This is a genomic window from Corynebacterium confusum (genome assembly GCF_030408715.1).
Classification (GTDB): Bacteria; Actinomycetota; Actinomycetes; order Mycobacteriales; family Mycobacteriaceae; genus Corynebacterium; species Corynebacterium confusum.
In genome coordinates, this window is sequence record NZ_CP047202.1 from 1,861,968 (window position 1) to 1,884,893 (window position 22,926).

The 22,926-nt window shown below is 67.4% G+C and carries 20 protein-coding genes; 10 read left to right on the plus strand and 10 right to left on the minus strand.

Features of this window, described 5'->3' with window-relative positions; genetic code table 11:
• Positions 1 to 9: 9 nt before the first annotated feature.
• The 4 genes from CCONF_RS08670 to hemW form a co-directional block, all read right to left on the minus strand.
• Positions 10 to 744: a 16S rRNA (uracil(1498)-N(3))-methyltransferase gene (locus CCONF_RS08670; protein WP_290222747.1), complete on the minus strand. Its 735-nt coding sequence runs from the start codon at positions 742 to 744 to the stop codon at positions 10 to 12.
• Positions 744 to 1,901 (minus strand): molecular chaperone DnaJ, encoded by a 1,158-nt coding sequence (gene dnaJ, locus CCONF_RS08675; RefSeq protein WP_290222748.1) that lies wholly within the window; start codon positions 1,899 to 1,901, stop codon positions 744 to 746. The genes CCONF_RS08670 and dnaJ overlap by 1 nt, the downstream gene beginning before the upstream one ends.
• 84 nt (positions 1,902 to 1,985) lie before the next feature.
• Positions 1,986 to 3,017 (minus strand): heat-inducible transcriptional repressor HrcA, encoded by a 1,032-nt coding sequence (hrcA, locus tag CCONF_RS08680; protein WP_290222750.1) that lies wholly within the window; start codon positions 3,015 to 3,017, stop codon positions 1,986 to 1,988.
• 10 nt (positions 3,018 to 3,027) lie between these two features.
• Positions 3,028 to 4,167, minus strand: a complete 1,140-nt coding sequence (gene hemW, locus CCONF_RS08685; RefSeq protein WP_290222752.1) for a radical SAM family heme chaperone HemW — start codon at positions 4,165 to 4,167, stop codon at positions 3,028 to 3,030.
• Positions 4,168 to 4,332: 165 nt separating this feature from the next.
• Here hemW and CCONF_RS08690 point away from each other — a divergent pair, with 165 nt between their 5' ends.
• The 5 genes from CCONF_RS08690 to CCONF_RS08710 all read left to right on the plus strand — a co-directional run bounded on the left by CCONF_RS08690 (position 4,333) and on the right by CCONF_RS08710 (position 10,623).
• Positions 4,333 to 5,703 (plus strand): hemolysin family protein, encoded by a 1,371-nt coding sequence (locus CCONF_RS08690; protein WP_290222754.1) that lies wholly within the window; start codon positions 4,333 to 4,335, stop codon positions 5,701 to 5,703.
• A complete protein-coding gene (locus CCONF_RS08695; protein ID WP_290222757.1) occupies positions 5,703 to 6,752 on the plus strand; it encodes a CNNM domain-containing protein in 1,050 nt (349 codons plus the stop codon). Before CCONF_RS08690 ends, CCONF_RS08695 begins: the two co-directional genes overlap by 1 nt.
• A 459-nt stretch (positions 6,753 to 7,211) precedes the next feature.
• Complete coding sequence (locus CCONF_RS08700; protein WP_290222759.1) at positions 7,212 to 7,946, plus strand: HNH endonuclease signature motif containing protein; 735 nt, start codon at positions 7,212 to 7,214, stop codon at positions 7,944 to 7,946.
• Positions 7,947 to 8,219: 273 nt separating this feature from the next.
• Positions 8,220 to 9,164, plus strand: coding sequence for a hypothetical protein (locus CCONF_RS08705; protein WP_290222761.1), 945 nt, complete (start codon positions 8,220 to 8,222; stop codon positions 9,162 to 9,164).
• A 127-nt stretch (positions 9,165 to 9,291) separates the two neighbouring features.
• Positions 9,292 to 10,623: a PepSY-associated TM helix domain-containing protein gene (locus CCONF_RS08710; protein ID WP_290222763.1), complete on the plus strand. Its 1,332-nt coding sequence runs from the start codon at positions 9,292 to 9,294 to the stop codon at positions 10,621 to 10,623.
• Here the strand turns inward: CCONF_RS08710 and CCONF_RS08715 are convergent.
• Both CCONF_RS08715 and CCONF_RS08720 read right to left on the minus strand, forming a co-directional pair.
• Positions 10,620 to 11,306 carry a hypothetical protein gene (locus tag CCONF_RS08715; RefSeq protein WP_290222766.1) on the minus strand — a complete coding sequence of 229 codons (687 nt, stop codon included), beginning with the start codon at positions 11,304 to 11,306 and terminating at the stop codon, positions 10,620 to 10,622. The genes CCONF_RS08710 and CCONF_RS08715 overlap by 4 nt on opposite strands.
• A gap of 122 nt (positions 11,307 to 11,428) precedes the next feature.
• Positions 11,429 to 13,264 carry an AMP-dependent synthetase/ligase gene (locus CCONF_RS08720; RefSeq protein WP_290222767.1) on the minus strand — a complete coding sequence of 612 codons (1,836 nt, stop codon included), beginning with the start codon at positions 13,262 to 13,264 and terminating at the stop codon, positions 11,429 to 11,431.
• Positions 13,265 to 13,387: 123 nt separating this feature from the next.
• Here CCONF_RS08720 and malQ point away from each other — a divergent pair, with 123 nt between their 5' ends.
• Entirely contained in the window at positions 13,388 to 15,499 is a 2,112-nt protein-coding gene (malQ, locus tag CCONF_RS08725) for a 4-alpha-glucanotransferase (protein ID WP_290222770.1), read from the plus strand.
• On the opposite strand, the gene CCONF_RS08730 is transcribed toward malQ, so the two are convergent.
• Positions 15,496 to 15,777 (minus strand): hypothetical protein, encoded by a 282-nt coding sequence (locus CCONF_RS08730; protein ID WP_290222772.1) that lies wholly within the window; start codon positions 15,775 to 15,777, stop codon positions 15,496 to 15,498. The genes malQ and CCONF_RS08730 overlap by 4 nt on opposite strands.
• A gap of 11 nt (positions 15,778 to 15,788) precedes the next feature.
• Positions 15,789 to 15,971, minus strand: a complete 183-nt coding sequence (locus CCONF_RS08735; protein WP_290222775.1) for a hypothetical protein — start codon at positions 15,969 to 15,971, stop codon at positions 15,789 to 15,791.
• Between the two features lie 18 nt (positions 15,972 to 15,989).
• Between CCONF_RS08735 and CCONF_RS08740 the strand changes: the two genes are divergently transcribed.
• Positions 15,990 to 17,126: a carboxylesterase family protein gene (locus tag CCONF_RS08740; protein WP_290222778.1), complete on the plus strand. Its 1,137-nt coding sequence runs from the start codon at positions 15,990 to 15,992 to the stop codon at positions 17,124 to 17,126.
• Here CCONF_RS08740 and idi read toward each other — a convergent pair.
• Complete coding sequence (idi, locus tag CCONF_RS08745; protein ID WP_290222781.1) at positions 17,099 to 17,665, minus strand: isopentenyl-diphosphate Delta-isomerase; 567 nt, start codon at positions 17,663 to 17,665, stop codon at positions 17,099 to 17,101. The genes CCONF_RS08740 and idi overlap by 28 nt on opposite strands.
• A complete protein-coding gene (locus CCONF_RS08750) occupies positions 17,662 to 18,210 on the minus strand; it encodes a hypothetical protein (RefSeq protein WP_290222783.1) in 549 nt (182 codons plus the stop codon). The genes idi and CCONF_RS08750 overlap by 4 nt, the downstream gene beginning before the upstream one ends.
• A 167-nt stretch (positions 18,211 to 18,377) precedes the next feature.
• Between CCONF_RS08750 and CCONF_RS08755 the strand changes: the two genes are divergently transcribed.
• From CCONF_RS08755 to brnQ, 3 genes are all read left to right on the plus strand, one after another.
• A complete protein-coding gene (locus tag CCONF_RS08755) occupies positions 18,378 to 20,264 on the plus strand; it encodes an ABC transporter ATP-binding protein (protein WP_290222785.1) in 1,887 nt (628 codons plus the stop codon).
• A 20-nt stretch (positions 20,265 to 20,284) separates the two neighbouring features.
• Entirely contained in the window at positions 20,285 to 21,406 is a 1,122-nt protein-coding gene (locus CCONF_RS08760) for a MalY/PatB family protein (RefSeq protein ID WP_290222787.1), read from the plus strand.
• Between the two features lie 160 nt (positions 21,407 to 21,566).
• Entirely contained in the window at positions 21,567 to 22,904 is a 1,338-nt protein-coding gene (gene brnQ / locus CCONF_RS08765) for a branched-chain amino acid transport system II carrier protein (protein ID WP_290222789.1), read from the plus strand.
• The last annotated feature ends 22 nt before the right edge of the window (positions 22,905 to 22,926 follow it).

The window sequence follows — 22,926 nt, forward strand, 5'->3', positions numbered from 1 at the left end:
GCCCATAGGCTACCAGCGCTCGGTTAACGCCCCGATAGCCGCCAGGGCCACCATGGCCGCAGATGCCGTCCGCAGCACCTGCGGCCCCAACTTGATAGGTCGCGCCCCGGCCTGGGTCAGGCGTTCTAGCTCCGCGCTGCCGATGCCACCTTCCGGGCCCACCAGCAGGTAGACCGTACCGGAAAGCTGGGCCTCGCGGATGCTGCGGGTAGCCTCCTCGTGCAGGACTAAGGCGTGGTCGGACTGGACCAGCAGCTGGGTCAGCTCGCCAGTGGTGACCGGGCCGCTCACCTGCGGGATGCGCGCCCGGCGGGACTGCTTGGCCGCCGCCTGGGCCGCGGTCTCCCACTTGGCCAGCGCCTTCGGGATTTTCTTGCCCTCCCACTTGGCCACGCAGCGGTCGGCCTGCCAAGCGATGATCTCGTCCGCGCCGGCCTGGGTGGCCAAGTCCACGGCCAGTTCGGCGCGCTCCGATTTCGGGATGGCCTGCACGACGACCACCTTCGGCTGCGGGGCCGGTTCCTCGCGCACCGCGGTGACGGCGGCGTCCAGCTGGTCCTTCCCGGCGGTGGCGGTGACCTCCGCGGTGACGACGCGGCCGGTGCCGTCGATAAGCTCCAGCTGCTCGGCGGGTTTGAGCCGCTTGACCGTCACGGCGTGGCGGCCCTCCGCCCCGTCCAGGCGCACGGTCTGGCCGGGCGCGGCGGGGCTCAGGTCCGGGTGGATGAATACGGGCAGCGACATTAGCGGCGGAAGTGGCCCCGCAGGCGGGAGAACAACGACTCGTCTTGGCCATCGCCCTCCTCCTTGACGGTGGCGGAGTCGTTCTGGCGGTCGCGGATCTTCTCCAGCGCCTCGCGGGTCTTCTTGTCCAGGTTGCGCGGGACCACCACGTCCACGTGGGCGTACAGGTTGCCGGCACCCTCGGTGCGCAGGCGAGTCATGCCCTGGCCCGGAATCTCGATGGCCTCGCCCGGCTGCGTACCGGCGGCCACGTCCACGCTGACTTCCTCGCCGCTTAGGTGCGGCAGCGTGACCTGGGTACCCAGGGCGGCATCCACCATAGGCACTCGCAAAGTCACATGCAGGTCGTCGGCGTCGCGCTCGAAGACCTTGTGCGGGCGGGTAGCAACCTCCACGTAGAGGTCACCGGCCGGGCCGCCGCCGTGGCCGACCTCACCCTGGGAGGCCATGCGGATGCGCATGCCGTTACCGATGCCCGCCGGGATATTGATCTTCAGGTCGCGGCGCTTCTTCACGCGGCCGTCGCCGCCGCAGTGGTTGCAGGGGTCCTCGATGATTTCGCCGTAGCCTTGGCACTGCGGGCACGGGCGCGAGGTAAGAACGTTGCCCAGGAAGCTGCGCTGGGTCTCCTGGATTTCACCCGCACCGGAGCAGGTCGGGCAGGTCACCGGCTTGGCCTTGGACTCCGAACCGGAGCCCTCGCACTTGTCGCAGAGCACGGCGGTGTCCACGGTGACCTGCTTCTGCAGGCCGGTGAAGGCCTCCTCGAGGGTGATGCTGGTGCGCAGCAGGGCGTCGTTGCCCGGCTGCACGCGCGAGCGCGGGCCGCGGGAGCCGCCGGCCGCCCCGCCGAAGAACTCGGCGAAGATATCGCCCAGGCCGCCGCCCCCGAAGCCGCTGAATCCGCCCGCGCCGGCACCGGCTCCGCTGCCGCGCTGCTCCATGGGATCTCCGCCCATGTCCACGATCTGGCGCTTCTGCGGGTCCAGCAGGACCTCCTGGGCCAGGGAGGCCTCGCGGAACTTCTCCGCCGCCTCATCGTCGCCCGGGTTCACGTCCGGGTGGTACTTGCGCGCGAGCTTGCGGTAGGCCTTCTTAATCTCCGAGTCGGACGCGGACTTGTCCACGCCCAGAATGCCGTAATAGTCACGAGCCACGGTAAATTGCGTCCTTACTTGCTTAGTCGATAGGGGTGTTTAAAAATCTGTAGCGGCCTTCCAGCCTACTAGCCGCTGCAGCGGCTACTTCTCCCCGGCCAGAATTTCGCTGACATAGCGTGCAACAGCAGAAACCTTAGCGATTGTTCCCGAGTAATCCATAAACGTCGGCCCCACCACGCCGAGGCCGCCCAGCGTCTCGCCGTCCGTGCCGTAGGCTGTGGTCACCACCGACGAGGTGCGCAGGGCGTCCGCCTCGTGCTCGTCCCCGATGACCACGGAGACGTTGCCCATATCCGGCACACGCGCCAGCAGCTTGAGGAAGACCACCTGCTCCTCGAGGGCATCGATAATGCCCGGCAGGCCTTCGGGGAAGTCCCGGGCCAGACGGGTCAGGTTGGAGGTGCCGGCCAGCAGCAGGCGGTCGACCGGCTGGTTGACCAGGGTCTCGATGAGCGTCGTAGCACTATTGAGCACGTGCCCTCGCATGTCCACCGGCGCGACGTCCACCAGGTCGGCCAGGGACTGGGAGGCCTCCGTGATGGTCTTGCCCGCCAGGGCGTTGTTGAGCAGCTCGCGCAGCCGATGCGTCTGGTCCGGGTCGACGACCGCATCCAGCGCTACGTTGCGCTGCTCCACCCGGCCGGTATCCGTGATCAGCACCAGCAGCAGGCGGACGGGGCTTAAGGCCACGACCTCGCAGTGCTTGACGCGCGAGACCTGCAGGTTCGGCATCTGCACCACGGCGGCCTGCTTGGTGACCTGGGCCAAAAGCTGCACCGAGCGCGAGAGCACGTCTTCCAGGTCCACGCCGCCTTCCAGGAAGTTGAGCATGGCGCGGCGCTCCGAGGCGCTTAAGGGTTTCAGGTCGTGGATGGCGTCCACGAAGAGGCGGTAGCCCTTCTGCGTGGGCACGCGCCCAGAGCTGGCGTGGGGTTGGGTGATAAGGCCTTCGGATTCCAGCGCCGCCATGTCGTTGCGGATGGTCGCCGATGATACCCCCAGCTGATAGCGCTCCAGCAGGGTCTTCGAGCCCACCGGTGCCTGGCTGGCAATATAGTCCGCGACGATGGCACGCAGGACTTCCTTGCGGCGCGCATCAGTAGTGCTAGACATGCCTTTAAGCCTACCCGCGGTCTTCGGCCACCAAGATATCGGTGATAATCCCGTCCGCCAGCAGGCGGCCAGCGTCCGTGACCTTTAACCGCCCGTCGGCTTCTTCCAGGAGCCCGCGCTGCCGATGCCGCCCCACCACCTCGTCGGCAGCCTCCGAGACCCAATCGCGCGGGATGCCCTCGCTCAAACGCAGGCCCAGCATGATGGCCTCGGTGTGCCGGTCGGCGTCGGTGAGGGTTTCTTCGCCGGCGATGGGCAGGGCGGCATCGGCAAGCAGGCGGGAGTAGCGGGCCGGGTGCTTGACGTTGAAAAAGCGGGTATTACCCAGGTGGGAGTGGGCGCCGGGGCCGGCTCCCCACCAGTCGCCGTCGCGCCAGTAGATGAGGTTGTGGCGGCACTTTCCACCCGGCTTCGCCCAGTTGGAGACCTCGTACCAGCCGTAGCCGGCCTCCTCCAGCGCGCCCGCGATGATCTGGTAGCGCCGGGCCATGACGTCCTCGTCGGGGGCGGGCAGCTGGCCCTTGGTGACCTTGCGGGCCATGCGCGTTCCGTCCTCCACGATGAGCGAATAGGCGCTGACGTGGTCCACGCCCGTGGCCAGCACGCGGTCCAGGGTCGCGCGCACGTCGTCGTCGGTCTCGCCCGGCGTGCCGTAAATCATGTCCAGGTTCACGTGCTCGAAGCCGGCAGCCAGGGCCTCGGCGGCCGCGTCGAAGGCCCGGCCCGGCGTGTGGGCTCGCTCCAGCACCGTCAGCACGGCCGACGATGCCGACTGCATCCCCAGGCTCACCCGTGTAAAGCCCGCCTCGCACAGGCCGGCGAAAAACTCCGGGTCCGTCGACTCCGGGTTGGATTCCGTGGTCACCTCCGCGCCTTTCGCCAGGCCGAAGGTCGCGCGCACGCGGTCCAACACGCGGGCCAGGCCATCCGCGCCCAGCAGCGAGGGGGTGCCGCCGCCGACAAAGACCGTCTCGGCCGGGCGCTGGACCCTCGCCGCCGCCAGCTCAAGCTCCTTATCCAGGGCGTCGAGGTAGCTGGCCTGCGAATTCGGCGCGCCCAACTCCCCGGGCGTGTAGGTATTGAAATCGCAATACCCGCAGCGTGTGGCGCAAAACGGGACGTGGATGTAGAGCCCAAAGGAATCCTGCATGAGCATCAGCCTAGCGAAAGCGGGAACAAACTTGGGGGGCAGGGCGGTTATACATGTAGTCTAAAAAGGTAAAAATCCCCGTCCCCCAAGCAAAGAAAGGCTACTTTGGTGGAACCTCCCAGTCGATGTCCCCGCTACCTGTATCTAGGCGGTGGGGTCTAAACCATGTGGTCCGCAGCTTTGATGCTCTTAGCGGGCATCGTGGTCATCGCTCTCATCATTGTGGCCAACGCGTATTTCGTCGCGCAGGAATTCGCGTTCATGTCGGTCGACCGCACGCAGCTTCGCACCGCGGCCGCCCGCGGGGATAAAACCGCCCAGCGGGCCCTGCACATCACCGAGCGCACCTCCTTCATGCTCTCGGGCGCGCAGCTGGGAATTACGATTTCCGGCCTGCTCATCGGCTATGTCGCCGAGCCGCTCGTCGGCGAGGCCCTAGGCGGGCTGCTCGGCGGCGTCGGCGTGCCGCGGTCGGTCTCCGTCACCGCCGGCACCGTGGTGGCGCTGGCGCTGTCGACCATCGCCAGCATGCTCTTCGCGGAGCTGTTCCCCAAGAACTACACCATCGCCGCGCCGATGAAGTCGGCGCGCTTCCTGGCCGCCTCCACGCAGTGGTACCTGCGCATCTTCGGCTGGATGATCCATTTCTTCGAATATTCCTCCAACGCCATCCTGCGCCTGTTCCGCGTGGAGCCGGTCGACGACGTGGATTCGTCGGCCACCACCGACGACTTCGAGTCCATCGTGGACGCCTCCCACGAGGCCGGCGACCTGGACCAGGACACCTACATGGTGCTCGACCGCCTGCTGGATTTCCCCGAGCACGACGTCGAGCACGCGATGATCCCGCGCTCCCGCGCCGACGCCGTCGACCCCGAGACCACCCTCGGCGAGGTCCGCGCGCTCATGGCCGCCAACCACACCCGCTACCCCGTCGTCGACGAGGAGCACAACCCCATCGGCGTCGTCCACCTCATAGACGTCCTGGGCTCCGAACTGGCCGCCGATGCCCCGGTCACTCGCGTCATGCGCGAGCCCGTCGTGGTACCGGAGATGATGCCGCTGCCGGATCTGGTCTCCGAGCTGCGCGACCAGGGCCAGAAGCTGGCCTGCGTGATTGATGAATACGGCGGGTTTGTCGGCATCGTTACGCTCGAGGACCTAGCCGAGGAAATCCTGGGTGATGTCACCGACGAGCACGACATCGAGGAATCCGAGGAAATCACCGAGCAGGGCGAGAACCACTGGATTGTCGACGGCGACACGCCGCTGGACGAGGTCGAGCGCGCCATCGGCCACGACCTGCCCGAGGGCGACTACGAGACCATCTCCGGGCTGCTGATGTCCCAGACCGGCGCGCTGGTCGAGGCCGGCGAGGTCCACACCATCGATCTGGAGGCCGAGCCCGAAGACTGGGTCGACGCTGACGATGCCCCACTGCGCCACCTCAAGGTACGCGTCGAGGAGATCGACCGGCACGTGCCCTCGAGCCTCACGCTGGAGCTGGTCGAAGAGTACCGGGAGGAGGAGAAGTAATGGACAACTGGGTTTTTAACCTACTGGTAACGATCGTCATCATCGTCGCCTCCGCGTTCTTCGTGGTCATCGAGTTCTCTCTGCTGGGCGCGCGCCGCAACCGCCTCGAGGAGATAGCCGAGGACTCCCGCAGCGCCCGGGCCGGCCTGCGCAGCCTCAACGAGCTAACGATGATGCTCGCCGGCTCCCAGCTCGGAATCACCGCCGCCACCTTCATCCTGGGTGCGGTCACCAAGCCGTGGTTCCACCACCTGCTGATGCCCGTCTTCGAGGCGCTGAGCATGCCCGCGCGCGTGGCCGACATCGTGGCGTTTATCGTCGCGCTGTTCCTAGCAACGTTCCTGCACCTGGTCATCGGTGAGATGGCCCCGAAGTCCTGGGCGATTACCCACCCGGAGACCGCTTTGCGGCTCATCGCCATCCCCGCCCGCGCCTTCATCTGGATCTTCCGCCCGCTGCTGGCCTGGATCAACCGGATGGCTAACCAGCTGGTGCGCCTGGCCGGCGAGGAGCCCGTCGACCGCGCGGCGGCCGCCGGCTACAACGTCGAGACGCTGCGCAGCCTGGTCGAGCACTCCCGCGAGACCGGCGCCATGGACGACGAATCCGCCTCCCAGATCACCGGCGTCATCGAGCTCGAGTCCTCGACGGTCGCCGAGCTCGCCCGCGAGCACGGCTCCGCCGTGGTCCCCATGCCCAGCGACACCACCGTGCGCGAGCTGCAGGACCTGGTGCTGCGCAAGGACATCATGCGTGTGCTCGTCTTCGGCAAGTCCTCCCGCGTGCCGCGGCTGGTCCACGTCCGCGACACCCTGCTCGCCGACCCGGAGACCCCGGTGCTCGAGTTCTCACGCCCGTGCCTGACCGTTGCCGGCGCCACGACCGTGCAGCACACGCTGGACCACATGCGCGCCCGCAACGAGCAGCTCGTGGTCGTCGGCCGGGCCGACAAGGACAACGCCATGTGGGTGCTGACCTGGGACGACATTATGGGCCAGCTGTGGCCGCAGATCGCCGAGAAGCTCGACCAAGTCACCGAGACCAAGTAACAGTTCTACCCGCCTTCCCGCAGCCTGGGTACATTCCTAGGCTGCGGTTCTTTTTCGCAGGTGGCGCGGAGAAAACCGGCGTTTTCTTCTCTTCCGGTGCTCGCGCAGGATGGCTACTGTGCTCCGAGTTATCCACAGATCGGGTTTTCGGGCCTTGTGGGGGTTGACGGGTGCTTCTAGCGTGTGGGTCATGACAGCAACGACAGCCATGGACACATTGAAAGCAGCACACTCCATCTTCGCGGACGGGATCCAGTACTTGGACCTGTGCCGCCAGCTGAGCCTGCCCGCTTTGAAGGCTGTCATGTCGGACATGGCCGCGGCCGCGCACTACCGTGCCTGCCAAACCTTCTTCGGGCACACCACGTATACGCGCAAGCAGGCGCCGCGAGGAAAGCGGCCGCCGCCCAGGGACACCACCTGGATACGTTGCTGGTCCTGGATAGTGCTTTCCGCCGGGTGCGTAATAAGGGCGAGGCTTGGGCCATGCTCATCGAACTGTGCAACACCCCCGGCACCACCACACAGCTAAGACGCCTAGCCAACCAGAAAGTCCTGGAACTTAACCGCCCGGCACCACCAGCCGAAGGTGTGCGGGTGACCCGCCGCAAAGACGGACCGAGTACTTTTTCTGTCACCGGGGACCCGGAACTGGTGGAAAACCTCTGGGCCTCAATTAAAACCATCCCGGATGTCGAGGCCTTGTTCAGTGGAGGCTTGGAGAAGCAGCCGAAGGCCACCCACGTGGTCATCCCACTGCCCGACTGGGCGAGAATCCTTGCCGGTGATGGGGATGAGATCACCCTGCAGCTAACCAACGGCACCACCATGACCGGGGCCGACTACGTCCGCCAATGTTTGTTGGACGCCGGTCTTGCCACGCTGGTGGACCCTAGGCGCGGCCCAGTCAACCAATACCGCTACCAGCGCCACGCCTCACCCAAGCAGAAGGACATGGCCAAAGCCGAGACCACCACCTGCGCGTGGCCGAACTGTAGGAAACCAGCCGACGAGTGCCAGGTCCACCACATCCACCCCTGGGCCGACGGCGGTGAGACCAACCAGGAGAACCTGACACTACTGTGCGAGTTCCACAATTCATGGAACGATGACGACCCCGCCTACCCCAGACACGGCAGGGTCAACCGAAGACACGGCCACATCACCTGGGACCCGCCCTGGAGCAGCGGCTGACGGCTGACACGGGGGTCAGCCGCAAACCCAAGGAACAGGGTCAGCCGGGCCGGAAGAAAAGGCCAGTCAACCCCACGACTGCCTCAACACGCGAAAAGGCGCCACGGAAACACTCCGTAGCGCCTACTCGGCGTGCCCAAGGTCGAGTTATCCACAGAAAGGCACCGTCGCGGACGCACAAGGGTGACAAACCGCACACGATAGCCCTAGTTGTCCACAGGCGGCGGGTGGGGTCCCTTCCGCGGGGGCGGGTAGCCCGCGAGGCTGGAAACCATGAACTTTTCACCACAGTATTTCCGCTCGCCCGCACCCGACTACACCAACGCTTTAATCAACCTCTCCAAGACCCCCAGCGACCACCCTTACGTCTGGCACCGCCTCGAAACCGGGGCGCTGCTGCGCGTCGCGGGCCGCTTCGCCGTCTCCGCGCGCTACTTCCACTCCCTGGACCACCAGGAGCAGGGCCGCCTGCGTGCCATCGCCGCGGGCCGGAGCTCCTATAGTGCGGTGGCGATTTCTGCGGCGGCGGCGCATATGCATCGTTTGCCGGTGGCCGGCCCAGCGGCCAACGCGCCCACCGAGATGGCCCTGACCAAGAACAACCTCCCGCCCCACGACCGGCAAATCCCCGGCATCATGTTCCGCAAGACGCGGATGAACCAGTACGACATCATCGACGGCATCCGCTGCGTCAACCCCGCCCGCGCCGTCATCGACGTGGCGCGCTTCCACGGCTTTATCTCCGGGCTCATCGCCGGCGATGCCGCCCGCGCCCTAGGTAGCACCCCCACCGACTTCCGCCGCGAGATCGAATTCCTGGGCCGCGCCCGCAACATCCAGGTCGCCCGCCGGGTGGCGGAGCTATCCAACCCGTCGGTGCGCCACGTGGGCGAGTCCTACGCCCGCGCGCTCATCCTCGCCTCCGGGCTCCTGCGGCCCCACCTCAACGACATGAAGCTATGCACATTCGCCAGCACGGGCGCGCTCATCGGCATCCTGCTGAATAACTGGCTGGCCGTCGAGGTCGAGGATCCCGCGTGCGGGAGCACACAACTGCACGCCTCAGCCCTCCAGCAGCGCGACGATGCCCTCCGCCACGCCGCCTACCGCCCACTCAGGCTGCGCTACGACGACCTGACCGAGCACCCGCGCCGGACGGAGGCCCTCCTGCTTAGCCATCTGAAGTCGCCGGGGAGTTACGGCGCGCACGCTGCCTAAAAGCACCAATTTTCAACAGCCGGGAACTTTTCCGTCAGCGATAACGACTTCTTAGAAGAGTTTCCGGCTGCAGACGCGACGCTCCTTGTCCTTGACCGTTTCTCCCCCACACACAAGGGATACTCGCGTGAACTTTATCAACACGGGCCTGGGCGCCCTGACCAAACGCCTGCACTTCTATGCCGGGCTTTTCATCGCACCGTTCATCCTGGTCGCGGCCATCAGCGGTGCCGGCTACGCCGTCGCCCCGCAGATCGAGAACTTCGTCTACCGGGATCTCCTGCACGTCAGCGCCAACGATGCCCCACCCCAGCCCCTCAGCGACCAGGTCCGCGCCGCCCAGGCGGCCTACCCGGACTACCCCGTCGAGCAGGTCTGGCCGGCCGCTTCCGCCACGGACACTACCCGCGTGCTGGTGGCCGACCCGGCGCTGGGCGAGTCCCGGCTGCTGGCCGTCTTCGTCAACCCCTACGACTCCCACGTGCTGGGCGCGCAGCCGTCCTACTCGGGCGTGGGCGAGCTGCCGGTGCGCTACTGGTTCTCCCAGCTGCACAAGTCGCTCCACCTGGGCGATGTCGGCGCCCTGTACTCGGAGCTGGCGGCGTCCTGGATGTGGTTCGTCGCCCTCGGCGGCCTGGCCATCTGGCTGTGCTACCGCCGCCCCCGCACCACCTGGTCTGGCCGCCGCGGCCTACTGCGCCTGCACGGCACCCTGGGCACCTGTCTCCTGGTGCTCCTGCTCGGCCTGTCCGCGACCGGCATCACCTGGTCGAATGTCGCCGGGGCCAACGTGGCAACGACGATTAGCGCCCTGCGCGGTAGCGCCGACCCGGTAGATACCGCCCTGCCGCACCCGCCCGTCGTCGCCGGCCAATGGTTCGACGGCGAGGTCGCCGACCAGGCCGACGGCGTCTGGCGCACGGCCCGCGATGTCGGGCTCACCGGCCCCTTGCGTCTCTTCCCCGGCGAGGACACCGCCCACGGCTGGCAGGCCGCCGAGCGCTGGGTGCCCTGGCGCCTGGCCTCCGATGCCGTCGCCGTCGATCCGATCACCCAGACCGTCACCGCCTCCCTGCCCTTTAGCGACCTATCGCTGTTTTCGAAGCTGACCTCGTGGGGCACCTACCTGCACATGGGCATCATGTTCGGCCTGCCGCTGCAGATCCTCCTGCTGGCCTCGGCAGTGGCCATCGCGGTGATGATCGGCGCGGGCTACGCGATGTGGTTCAAGCGCCGCCCGACGCGGATTCCGGGCCGCCACCCGCAGCTGAGCTGGGGCGAGTGGGCCATCGTCGGGCTTTTTGTAGCGACGGCCGGCACCTTCCTGCCGCTGTTCGGCGCGACCCTGGTGCTGTTTATCGCCGTCGACCAGTGGAAAATGAAACGCCGCTGGAGAGGGAATCCAGCGGCGTCGGCCCTTCCCTCAGACCAGAAGGAAGGAAGTCTAGTTAAGCGCTAAGCGGTAGCGTTGCTCGCCTTTTGGGCGGCGCGCTTAGCCGCCACTTTGGCCACGACGGCCTGGACGCGGGCGCGCTCCTCCAAAAACGGCGGCGGGTTGTGCCCGCGCATGGCGCGGACGTAGCCGGGGTGGGCATCGGCAACGCAGTGCTGCCAGGCCTGCAAGGCCACGCCGACGGTTTGCCCCACGCGCTTGTACAGGTGCGGCAGGGAGACCATGTCGAGGTTGCGCGCCACGGCATCGGTCTGCGCGAGGACGTAGTCGACCTGTTCGCGCAGGTTCTCGGCCGTCGCCTGGGTGCGGGCGTTGAGCGCGGTGGCCAGCTGGTGGACGTCCACCGGCGGGCCTGCCACGGCGTAGTCAGCCTCCAGGCGCGCCACCGTCAGCCCGGCCGGCGGGGCCACGTCAAACTCCCCCGACGCCGCCGCGGAGATGGTCCCGGAGCGCACCCCGGAGACCAGAGCCTGGCGCAGGCCGATGAGCTCACCCACGCACCGGCCGGCGTCCACGCGGGCGTCGGCGATAATATCGTCGAGCTCGGCCACGCAATCCACGACCAAGTCGACGTCCCAGTCCTCCAGCGCCTCGATGAGGTGCTCGATGTACTCGGCCACCTCGTCGCCGATGTTGTAGATCTCCTGCGTCAATTCGCGGTGGCGCAGTTCAGCAGCCAGTTTGTGCATATCGTCCTTTCCGCGAACAAACCCAATCCTGAAGTAAAGGTTGAGACTTACCGTTGACGCTTGCTGACTTTAGGCGAGAACCTGGCAACTTTCTGGGCGACACTCCGAGAAGATTTTTATCTCTAACGCTTGTAGATGTGCTCGATCGCGGACGCGTAGCGCTGGGCGACGACGTTGCGCTTGACCTTCATCGTCGGCGTGAGCTCGTTTTCCTCCTCCGTCAGGTCGGATTCCAGGATGTAGAACTTCTTGATGCCCTCCGCGTGGGAGACGGTCGCGTTGACCTGGTTGATGGCGTCCTGGATTTCGGCGCGCAGGGTCGGGTCGGTGGCCACGTCCTGGGCGCTGCGGTTGGCCGGGATATTGTATTCGCGCTTCCAGCGCTCCAGCGCCTCCGGATCCAGGGTCAGCAGCAAACCGACGAAGGGCTTGCCGTCGCCGACGACCATCGCCTGCGAAATCAGCGGGTGGGAGCGCAGCATGTCCTCCATCGGCCCCGGCGAGACGTTCTTGCCGCCGGCGGTGACGATGAGGTCCTTCTTGCGGCCGGTGATCATGATGTGGCCGGAATCCAGGATTTCGCCCAAGTCGCCGGTGTTGTACCAGCCGTCCTCGAGGGCGGCCTCCGAGGCCTCCGGGTTGTTCCAGTAGCCGGCGAAGACGATGTCGCCCTTGATGCAGATTTCGCCCTCTTCGTTGGTGCGGATGGTCACGCCCTCCAGCGGGCGGCCGACGGTGCCGATCTTTTGGTCCTCGAAGTCCACCGCGGCGGCCGCGGCGACCTCGGTCAGGCCGTAGCCCTCGTAGACCGGCAGGCCGATGCCGCGGAACCAGTGCAGCAGGTCGTGGCTCATGGCGGAGCCGCCGGTGATCGCGTAGCGCACCTGCCCGCCCACGCCTTCGCGGATCTTGGAGTAGACCAGCTTGTCGAAGAGCTTGTGCTGGGCGCGCAGCAGGCGGTTGGGGCCTTCCGGGGTGTCCTGGGCGCGCGAATAGTCCTGGGCGACCTTCTCGGCCTGGCTGAACAGGGCGGCCCTGACGCCGGAGCCGTCGGCGGCCTTGGCGGCGGCGGAGTTGTAGACCTTCTCGAATACGCGCGGCACGCCCAGGATGAGGTTCGGGCGGGAGCGAGCGAACTCGATGGACAGGGTCGAGAAATCGGACCAGTGGTTCTGGGTAGCGCCGCCGATGGCCACGGCCAGCGAGACCGCGCGCGAGAACACGTGGGCCAGCGGCAGGAAGGTCAGCACGCGGGTGCCCGGCACCGCGATGTGCCCGATGGGGTTGGTCAGCAGGCCGCGGGCCTCGGCTAGCCAGTTGCGGTGGGTGAGCATGCAACCCTTCGGCCGACCGGTCGTGCCGGAGGTGTAGACCAGCGAGGCTAGGTCGTCGGTGCGCGTGGCGGCGATCCGCTCCTCGATGACCGAGTCCTCGATCCCGCGGCCCTCGAACTTCAGCGTGTCGATAGCCGCGGAGTTGATCTCCAGCACGCGGCGCAGCTGGGACGGGGAGTCCTTGAGCATCGGCTGCCCGTCGTCTTGGAGGACCAGGTGGCGCACCAGCTCGGAGTGCTCACGGGTTTCGGTAATGGCCAGCACGGCGCCGGAGTCTTCCATGATCCACTGGACCTGGGACATCGACGAGGACGGGTAGACCGGCACGGAGGCCGCGCCCGCCGCCCAGATGGCGTAGTCCAAAAGCGACCACTCGTAGCGGGTGGCCGAAATCAGCGCGATGCGGTCCCCCTGTTCCACCCCGCAGGCGATAAGGCCCTTGGCGACCTCGAAGACCTCGTTGATGAATTCCTTGGCGGTGACGTTGACCCATTCGTAGTTGGCCGGGCGGGTGAACATGACCCCGTGGGGGCGGGCCTTGGCGGTGGCGATGAGAGCGGTCAGGCAGGTCTCACCTTCCTCGATCTCAAACTCTGCAGGGGTATGTACTTCCGGTAGGGTCACAATTTTCCTTTCAGGCCTGCTTTAAGAACATGACCATTTCCTCATAAAACCGTGGTCCACTCTACCAATTCCCGCCCTATATTCAGCAAGCAACACCGCGGCTTTCATGGCACAATGAGCCCCGTGACTTCCCGCCACCTCCTCGACGAGCTCGCCGCCCACCACGGGGTCGCGACGGGCTACACCGCCCAGTCCGGCGAGCACATTGCTGTCGATCCCCCCACCATCATCGGCACCCTCCGCGCCCTCGGGGTAGGCATTCCCGCCGAGCCCAGCGACGACGATCTCACCCTGCAGCTCTACTGGGACTACCAGGCCGCCGCCTCCCGCCCGCTGCCGGCCTGCGTGGTCGCCACCGCCGGCCACGAGGAGCCCTTCGTGGTCCACGTCCCCGCCGGCGCGCCGGCCGAGGTCACCGTCCACTTGGAAGACGGCGGCACCGCGCCGACCTACCAGGATCCCAACGACTCCCCCGACGTCGAGGTCGACGGTCAGGCCTGGGGCGAGGCCAGCTTCCACGTGCCCGGCGACTTGCCGCTGGGCTACCACGAGCTGCACCTGCGCAGTCAGGATCTGGAGGCCAGCTGCGCGCTCATCGTGGTCCCGTCCCACCTGGATACCGCCGACGAGCTACTCACGCAGCCGGGCGCCGGCGTCATGGCGCAGCTGTACTCGGTGCGCTCGGCCGCCAGCTGGGGCATAGGCGATTTCCACGACTTGGGCGCTCTGGCCGAGCTCGTGGCCGAGCACGCGGGCGCGGACTTCCTGCTGGTCAACCCCCTGCACGCCGCCGAGCCCTTCCCGCCAGTGGAGGATTCGCCCTACCTGCCCACGACCCGCCGGTTCATCAACCCGCTCTACCTGCGCGTCGAGGACGTGCCGGAGCTTGAGCTTCTCGATGCCGACACCCGCGCCGACGTCGACGAACTCGCCGCCGAGTTCCAGCTGGCCAACACCACCGGCGAGTTCATCGATCGCGACGCCATCTTCGACGCCAAGCTGCAAGTGCTGCGCGAGCTGTTCTTCCTGGAGCACACGGAGGAGCGCCGCGCGCAGTTCCGCGAGTTCACCCGCACCGAGGGCGCGGGCCTGGCGGAGTTTGCCCGCTGGTGCGCCGAGGCGGAGTTGGCGGCGCAGGCGGGCAGGCGGCATCGGCAGCAGGCGGGGCTGGACCAGCTGACCGAGTACTACAGCTGGCTGCAGTTTTTGTGCGCCGAGCAGCTGGCCGCCGCCCAGGACCGGGCGCGGGCGGCCGGCATGCGCGTAGGGATCATCATGGACCTAGCCGTGGGCATCCACCCGGGCGGGGCGGACGCGGTCAACCTGGCCGAGTACCTCGCGCCGCTGGCGTCGGTGGGCGCGCCGCCGGACGAGTACAACCAGCTGGGCCAGGACTGGTCGCAGCCGCCGTGGCACCCGGTGCGCCTGGCGGAGGCCGGCTATGGGCCGTGGCGGGACCTGCTGCGCACGGCCATGCGCCGCTCCGGCGGCCTGCGCGTCGACCACATCCTGGGGCTGTTCCGCCTCTACTGGATCCAGCGCGGCCTGCCGCCGACGGCTGGGACCTACGTGCGCTACGACTCGCGCGCCATGGTGGGCATCCTGGCGCTCGAGGCCCAGCGCACCGGCACCGTGGTCATCGGCGAGGACCTGGGCACGGTAGAAGAATCCGTGCGCGGCGAGCTGGCCCGCTTCGGGATCTTGGGCACCAACGTGGTCTGGTTCGAAAAGGCCGGGGACACGGATAACGCGCGGCCCTCGGCGGATTACCGGCGCCTGGCGCTGGTGGCCGTGGGCACGCATGACATGCCGCCGACGCTGTCCTACCTGCGCGGCGGGCACATCACCCTGCGCGAGGAGCTCGGCGTGCTCACCCGCCCGGCCGAGGTGGAAGACGCCGAGGACCGCGCCTGGCAGCAGGCCGTCTTTGACCAGCTGGCCGCCGAGGGCTTCCTCGACCCGGCGGTCACGCCGCGACCGGACGACGAGCTGGCCGTCGTCGAGGCCCTCCACCGCTTCGCCGCGGCTACCCCGGCCGCACTGACGGTGACGAACCTGGTGGATATGGTCGGCGATACCCGCGCGCAGAACCAGCCGGGCACCACGCGGGATCTCTACCCCAACTGGTGTATGCCACTGTGCGATAGCCAGCAGCGCCCCGTCCTACTGGAAGAGATAGCCCGCCAGCCGCTCTTTGCCCGACTGGCGGCGGCGACTAGACGAGCAGCCTCTTAAACGAACAGCCCGATAAGCGCGGCTACGAGCACCAGGGCGATAAGCAGGCGCAGGGTCGGCGTGACCTGCGAGCGCGGCAGGGCGCGCTTGCGCTTTAGCTGCGCCGCCCCGCTCTCCTCGGTCGCCTGGCCGGTATGGGACCCGGACAAGCCCTCGCGCGGCTGGTAATCCGGGCGCGACTGATCCGCCGACGGGTTTACCCGCGGGTCCACCGGCGAATACGGACGGTGCGAGCGCCCGACTTCTTCCGGGGCGTCCGCGGCGTGCTTGTCATCCATAATGCCTCATCCTAATGCCGGCCGGGCCGGCGGCGGAAACGGCGGGCGCACCAGTCTATGACCAGCATGAGCGCCCACGCCACCGCCACCAGCGCCGGCACGACCGTCAGCAGCATGATCACCACCTGCAGCCACATGGGGGCCGAGGCCACGGCCTGGGAGGTGGCATCGGCAAGCTGCGAGAGAAGGTCCATGGCCTATGATCTTATAGCATGGCGCCAGAATCCCTCGAGCTTCCCGCAGCTGCCCCAGCAGATCCCTTCGATGCCGCCCCGCAGGTCGGCGCGATGACCATCACGCGGCCGGCCGGCACGCGCCCGGGCGCGGACCTGCCCGTGGTGGTCTTCATCCACGGCGGCGGCTTTGATTCCGGCTCCCACCGCGACGCCATCGGCGACTACCCCGCCCGCGCCGGCCTCATCCTGGTCCAGCTCAGCTACCGCCTGGGCCTGGCCGGCTTCGCCCGCTTTGATCGCGACGAGCCGCGCTCCTACCGCGGGATCAACGACTGCCTGGCGGGCCTGGAGTGGGTGCAAAAGAACATCGAGGACTACGGCGGCGATCCGACCAACGTGACCCTGGTGGGCCAGTCCGCCGGGGCGGCCATCACGCTGTGGCTGTGCCGGCGCGATCACTTCCGCGGCGGCTTCCGCCGGGCCGTAGCTCTTTCCCCCGCCTTCCCGCGCACCCCATTTTCCCGCCGCAAGGCCAGCCTGCGCACCACGCTCGCGGCCCCGGTGACCCGCCGCAGCCTGTCCAAGCTCGCGAAAAACGGCCGCCTGGAGCGCGGCTACCGGCGCTTCCGCGCCCGCCACGCCCTCGACATCGCGCTCGGGCCGTGGCCGCTAGAGCCGGCGGAGCTCGCCGCGGTCCCCCTGGTAGTTAGCAGCACGCGCGAGGAGATGTGGGACCAGCCCGGCGCGCGCCGCCTCGACCGGTTCTATATCCCGCCGCGCCCGCTGGCGGCCGCCCTCGGGCTGCCGCGCTTTGCGACCTGGCGCGCGGGGACCCACTCGGTCAACAACCGCGCCGTCGTCGGCGATGCCACCATCCGCCGCTGGGTCGCAGCCGTTGACCACCAGCACCCGTACCCGGAGCTGGTCCGCCACATCGAGTTCGTCCGCTCCGACGGGGCGCCGGCGCGCCACTGCGACGACCTGCCGGCCCTCTTCGACCCCGCCAACGGGGTCTTCGCCGAGTGGCTGGCCCACTTCGCGCGCACCGGCGACGCGGGCTTCCCTGCCGGGTCGGCGCAGCGCTTCGATCTCGCCACCGGCGCCCGCCAGCCACACCCCGGCCCGCTGGACTACCTGTGGGCCTGTTACCGCCCGGATACGCCCAGCAGGTAGTCGCGCAGGGCGGGCTCGGCCAGCTCTTCGACCATCCAGGGGCTAAAAACAAACGGGGTGGCGCGGGCGGCATCGATAAGCGCACGCGCAGTCACCCACTGGCAGGAGTCCACCTCGTCCGGGTTGGGCGCCAGCTCGGCGGCCGAGTCCAGCTCTAGGACGAAGACGGGGCAGATCTCGTTTTCGACCACGCCGGAAGAATCCACCGCGCGGTAGGAGAAATCGGGCAGCACGCACTCGGGCCGCGCGACATCCCGCAGGCCGAGTTCGAAGGCGGCGCGGCGCCGGACAGCATCGGCGGTGTCTTCACCGGGCCCGGGGTGCCCGCAAAAGGCGTTGGTCCACACGCCCGGCCAGGTCTTCTTGCCCAGGGCGCGGCGGGTGACCAGGACCTCGTCGCCGCGGTGGACCCAGGCGGAAAACGCGAAGTGCAGCGGCGTGTTGTCCGTGTGGACCGTGGCCTTGTCGGCGGTTCCGGCCGGCTGGCCGTCGGCGTCGGCGAGGACGACTAGTTCCGGGGCGGGCGTCTTGGGCGTCATAGGTTCAGGTTCCCCACCCAGGTGACGTTGCCGAGGTTCAAGCGGGCATCGGTCAGCGCGGTCGGGGACGCGTCGACGCGGTACTGAACGTTGGTGGTCGCCTTCTCCCCCAGGGGGTAATCGAGCCCGGGCGGGTTGACGTCGGAGTTGACCTCCGGATCGTAGTCCAACAGGTCGACCTCCTCGTAGCTGTTGCCGGAGCGGTATTCCAGCTTGGGCTGGCCGATGGCATCGGCCGGCAGGGGCACGTCGTTAAGGTTTTTCAGCGCCACGGTGACCACGGAGCCCTGGACGCTGTCGGCGTAAACCCCCTGCAGGGTCCACTCGACGTTGAGGCCTTCGTCCTTGACGGTCTGGGTGAGGTCGTCCTTGACTTCCTTGTCGGGCACGTCCTCCGGCTCGAAATCGGGCGTCTCGGAGGAGGTGACCGTGATTTCTTCGTCGGGGCTCAGTCCGGCTTCTTCGGGCTCGAGCACGCTGCAGGCCGAAAGCCCGAGCGCGCACACCGGCACCAACCCGAGGGCCCGCCACTGCGAGTTATTCACCGTGGATTCTCTCCCGTCCGTGTAGTACTTGCTCGCCGTAAGCTTAACCGACGCGGCCGGTATTTAACGCATCGACGTCCCGTTTGCCAGGCGTGCCTGGCGAGCTTAGTATCTGTGGGTTCCCGTGACTTAATCAAAAACAACGCTCAAGGTAGTGGAGGCAGGGCATGAATTCTTTGGCCCGGATCGTCAAAAGCGCGTGGGCACTGTGGCCCTATTACCTCGGGGTGGTGCTCACCGCCACCCTGGCCGCGGCGCTGTCGCTGGCCTCGCCGTTTATCGTGCGCGAGGCCACGGACACCATCGTCGCGGCAGTGACCGGCGACAGCCCCGCCGAGACCGCCCTGCGCACCGTCATCTGGCTCGCCCTGCTGCTTTTTGCCGCCGATGCCCTGGGCTCCATCTTCAACAACCTGGGCGGCTACGTCGGCGACGTCATGGTCTCGCGCCTGAGGCAGATCCTGTCCACGCGGTATTTCGCCAAGCTGCTATCGCTGCCGCAGCGCTACTACGACACCCAGATAACCGGCACCATCATCGCGCGCCTGGACCGCTCGATCATGTTTGTCACGCAGTTTTTGCAGTCGTTTTCCAACAACTTCATCTCCATGCTGCTGCAGGTCGTGGCGATCCTGATTATTACCGCCTTCTACTACTGGCCGCTGGCGGTCATGCTGGCGCTGCTCTTTCCTATCTATATGTGGCTCACGGCGCTGACTTCTAAGCGCTGGCAGCGCTACGAGGCGGTCAAAAACGAGCACATCGACGTCGCCAACGGCCGCTTCGCCGAGGTGATCGGCCAGGTCAAGGTCACCAAGTCTTTCGTGGCGGAGCTGCGCGAGCTGACCAGCTTCGCCCGCCACTACCGCGGGTACGTGGAGACCACCCGCCCGCAGTCGCGCTGGTGGCACACTATGGACGGCCTGCGCGGGCTGGCGATGGCCGCCATCTTCTTCGGCATCTACGCCGTCATCTTCTGGCGCACCCTGGGCGGGCACTTCGGCCTGGGCGATATGGTCATGCTCATCCAGATGGTCACCATGGCCAAGCAGCCGGTGTTCATGATGAGCTGGATTGTCGACTCCGCGCAGCGGGCCATCGCCGGCTCCCGCGACTACTTCCGCGTCATGGGCGAGGACGTCGAGCCCACGGCCAACCCGGCCCTCATCCGCGCCGCCCGCGCCGCCGATGCCACCGAGCCCGGCTCCCAGGACGTCGCACCGCTGGCGCAGACCCCGGGACGAGCGGGCTTTGCTTTCCACGACGTGTCCTTTTCCTACGAGGAGGGCAAGCCGGTGGTCGAAAACGTCAGCTTCACCGCGCACGAGGGCCAGCAGGTCGCCTTGGTCGGCGAGTCCGGCGGCGGCAAGTCCACCCTGGTCAACCTGCTGCTGGGCCTGTACCGGCCGACGGAGGGCAACCTCGAGGTGCTCGGCCGCCCGGTCCGCGACCTGACCGCGGAGCAGCTGCGCGCCTCCGTCGGCGTGGTCTTCCAGGAGCCCTTCCTGTTTTCCGGCACGGTGCGCGAGAACATCGCCTACGGCAAGCCGGGCGCTAGCGATGCCGAAATCATCGCCGTCGCCCAGCGCGCCAACGCCCATGACTTCATCACCGCCTTCCCCGACGGCTACGACACCGTCGTCGGCGAGCGCGGCCTGCGCCTTTCCGGCGGGCAGAAGCAGCGCGTGGCGGTGGCGCGCGCGATGCTCAAGGACGCGCCCATCCTGGTCCTCGACGAGGCGACCTCGGCGCTGGACACCAAGGCCGAGCGCGCCGTGCAGGCCGGCCTGGACGAGCTGATGAAGGACCGCACCACCCTGATCATCGCCCACCGCCTGTCCACCATCGCGGGCGTGGACACTATCGTCACGCTGGATCGCGGACGCGTCCAGGAGATCGGCTCGCCGGCGGAGCTGGCCCAGACGGGCGGAATTTATGCACAGCTGCTGCAGTTGACTCAGTCGGCGTCTGCGGCGGATAGGCGGAGGTTGAAGCGTTTCGGCTTCGTCGACGGCAGCCCGGAGCGCGAGCCGGAAGAGGAAGCCGAAGACTAAGCGCTATTAGGCTGGGGGCCATGGAAATTCCGAGTCTTGAGCAACTAGCCGCCCGCGGCACCCGCAAGTGGACCGTCTACGACTCCGACGTCATCCCCCTGTGGATTGCCGAATCCGACTTCCCCACCGCGCCCGCGGTCAAAGACGCCATCCAGGACATGGTCGACCGCGAGACCTTCGGTTATACCCCGGCCCCGCGCTGTAGAGATCTGCCGGGAGCGCTCGCGGACTTCTACGCCGAGCGCTTCGGCTGGCGCCCGGACGAAAAGGGAATCTTCTGGATCGGCGACGTCGTGCGCGGCATGCTACTGGGCGTGCAGTATTTCACCCGCCCGGATTCCGCGGTCGTCGTGCCGGTACCGTCCTACCCGCCGCTTTTGGAGGTACCCGCCACCGCCGGCCGGGACAAGGTCGAAGTCTCGGCGGAGCTGGACTTGGGCGAAATCGAGCGCGCCTTCGCCGCCGGCGACGGCTCCATCCTGCTGGCCAACCCCTATAACCCGCTGGGCCGCGTGCTGGACGAGGACTTCCTGCGCGGCTTGGTCGAGCTGGCGCGCACCTACGATGCCCGCATCCTGGCCGACGAGATCCACGCCCCGCTCGTCTTTGAGGGCCGGCACACGCCGGTGGCATCTGTCGGCCCAGACGTGACCATCACCGCGACCTCGACGTCGAAGTCCTTCAACGTGGCCGGGCTCAAGTGCGCGCAGATGATTTTTTCCAACCCCGCCGACATCGCCACTTGGAAGAAGCTGACCGGGGTGGCCAAGGACGGCACCGGCACCCTGGGCGTTATCGCCGCCGAGGCCGCCTACCGCGACGGCGGCGAGCACCTGGACGAAGAGCTGGCCTATCTGAAGCAGACGCGGGACTGGCTGCTGGAAGAGCTGCCCCAGCGCGTGCCCGGCATTAAGACCGCCTGCCCCCAGGCGACCTACCTTTTGTGGCTGGACTTTTCCGACACTAAAATTGGCTCCGATCCGCACCCGGCCCGCTGGGTGCTGGACAATGCCCGCGTCGCGCTCAACGAGGGGTCCACCTTCGGCACCGGCGGCGAGCACCACGCGCGGCTGAATTTCGCGACTTCGCGGGAGATTCTGCAGGAGGCGCTCGAGCGGCTGGGCCGCGCCTTCGAAAATTAGCACCCCGTCTTTACTTTCTCATACAGTGGGCGGTATTGTCTCATTATGCGAACGGCGCGACCCGCCGGCCATAACTCGCCGCTGGGCCCCACACCACCCCCGTGGGGCGCGGCGGCGGGAGCGATACTATACGACCCCCTGTCAACGAAGGGCTTAAGCAATGGCTCAACCCGTTACGTCCTCACCGAAGCGACCCGCCGTGACCATCGTCGTGGCGGCGCTCATGCTGTTTTCGATGTTCTTCGGCGCCGGCAACCTCATTTTCCCGCCCATGGTGGGCGTATCCTCCGGCACTAACTTCTGGCCCGCCGTCCTAGGCTTCCTCGCCGCCGGCGTGCTGTTGCCGGTGCTGGCGGTCGTGGCAGTCTCGCTGTCGGGCCGCAGCGTCCGTGACCTGGGAGCCCACGGCGGCGCCTGGTTCGGCGTCGTCTTCTCCGCGATGGCCTACCTGGCCATCGGCGCCTTCTACGCGCTGCCGCGTACCGGCGCGGTCTCCATGGAAACCGCCATCACCCCGCTGCTGGGCTGGGAAGGCACGGCCGCCAACGGCATCTTCAACGCCGTGTTCTTCCTGATCGCGCTGGCGCTGTCCTGGAAGCCGAACTCCATCATGGACACCCTGGGCAAGTTCCTGACCCCGGCCCTGGTGGCCCTGCTGGCGCTGCTCATCATCCTGGCCACCACCGCCAACCCGCGGACCCCGGGCGTGCCCACCGAGGACTACTCCAGCTCCCCCATGGTCACCGGCCTGTTCGAGGGCTACAACACCATGGACGCCATCGCGGGCCTGGCGTTTTCCATCGTCATCGTGGGCTCCCTGCGCAGCAAGGGCTTCAAGTCCACCAAATCCCTGATGGGCGGCACCATCACCGCCGCCCTCATCGCCGGCGGCCTGCTGGCCGCCATCTACCTGGGCCTGGCCTGGCTGGCGCAAACCCTGCCCAACGGCCAGGACTACGAGTCCGGCGCGGTCCTGTTGGCCGATTCCGCCAACATGACCATGGGTACGGTCGGCCAGGCGGTCTTCTCCGCCATCGTGCTGCTGGCATGCATGACCACCGCCGTGGGCCTAATCACCGCCTGCTCCGCCTTCTTCGAGATGCTGGTGCCCAAGACCACCTACCACTTCTGGGCCGTGGTCTTTACCGCCCTGTCCATTCTGCTGGCCTTCCAGGGTCTGGACACCGTGCTGTCAGTGGCCGTGCCGTTCATTACCTTCCTGTACCCGCCGGCCATCACGCTGATCTTCATCACGCTGCTGCAGCCGCTGGTAAAGAAGGCCGTGACCTTCTACTGGGGCTACCGCTTAAGCCTGTGGGTCTCCGTTCTCTGGTCCGCCCTGACGGTCATCGCCGACCTGGGCTGGGCCAGCGCCCTGGAGCCGATGCTCAACCTCTCGCCGGGCCAGGCGCTGTCGCTGGGCTGGGTCGTGCCCACCGCGATTGCTTTCGTCATCGGCGCGGTTATCGATGCCCTCGTGCGCCCCGCCGCCGAATAAAATCCGCCGCAGGTACGGTGGG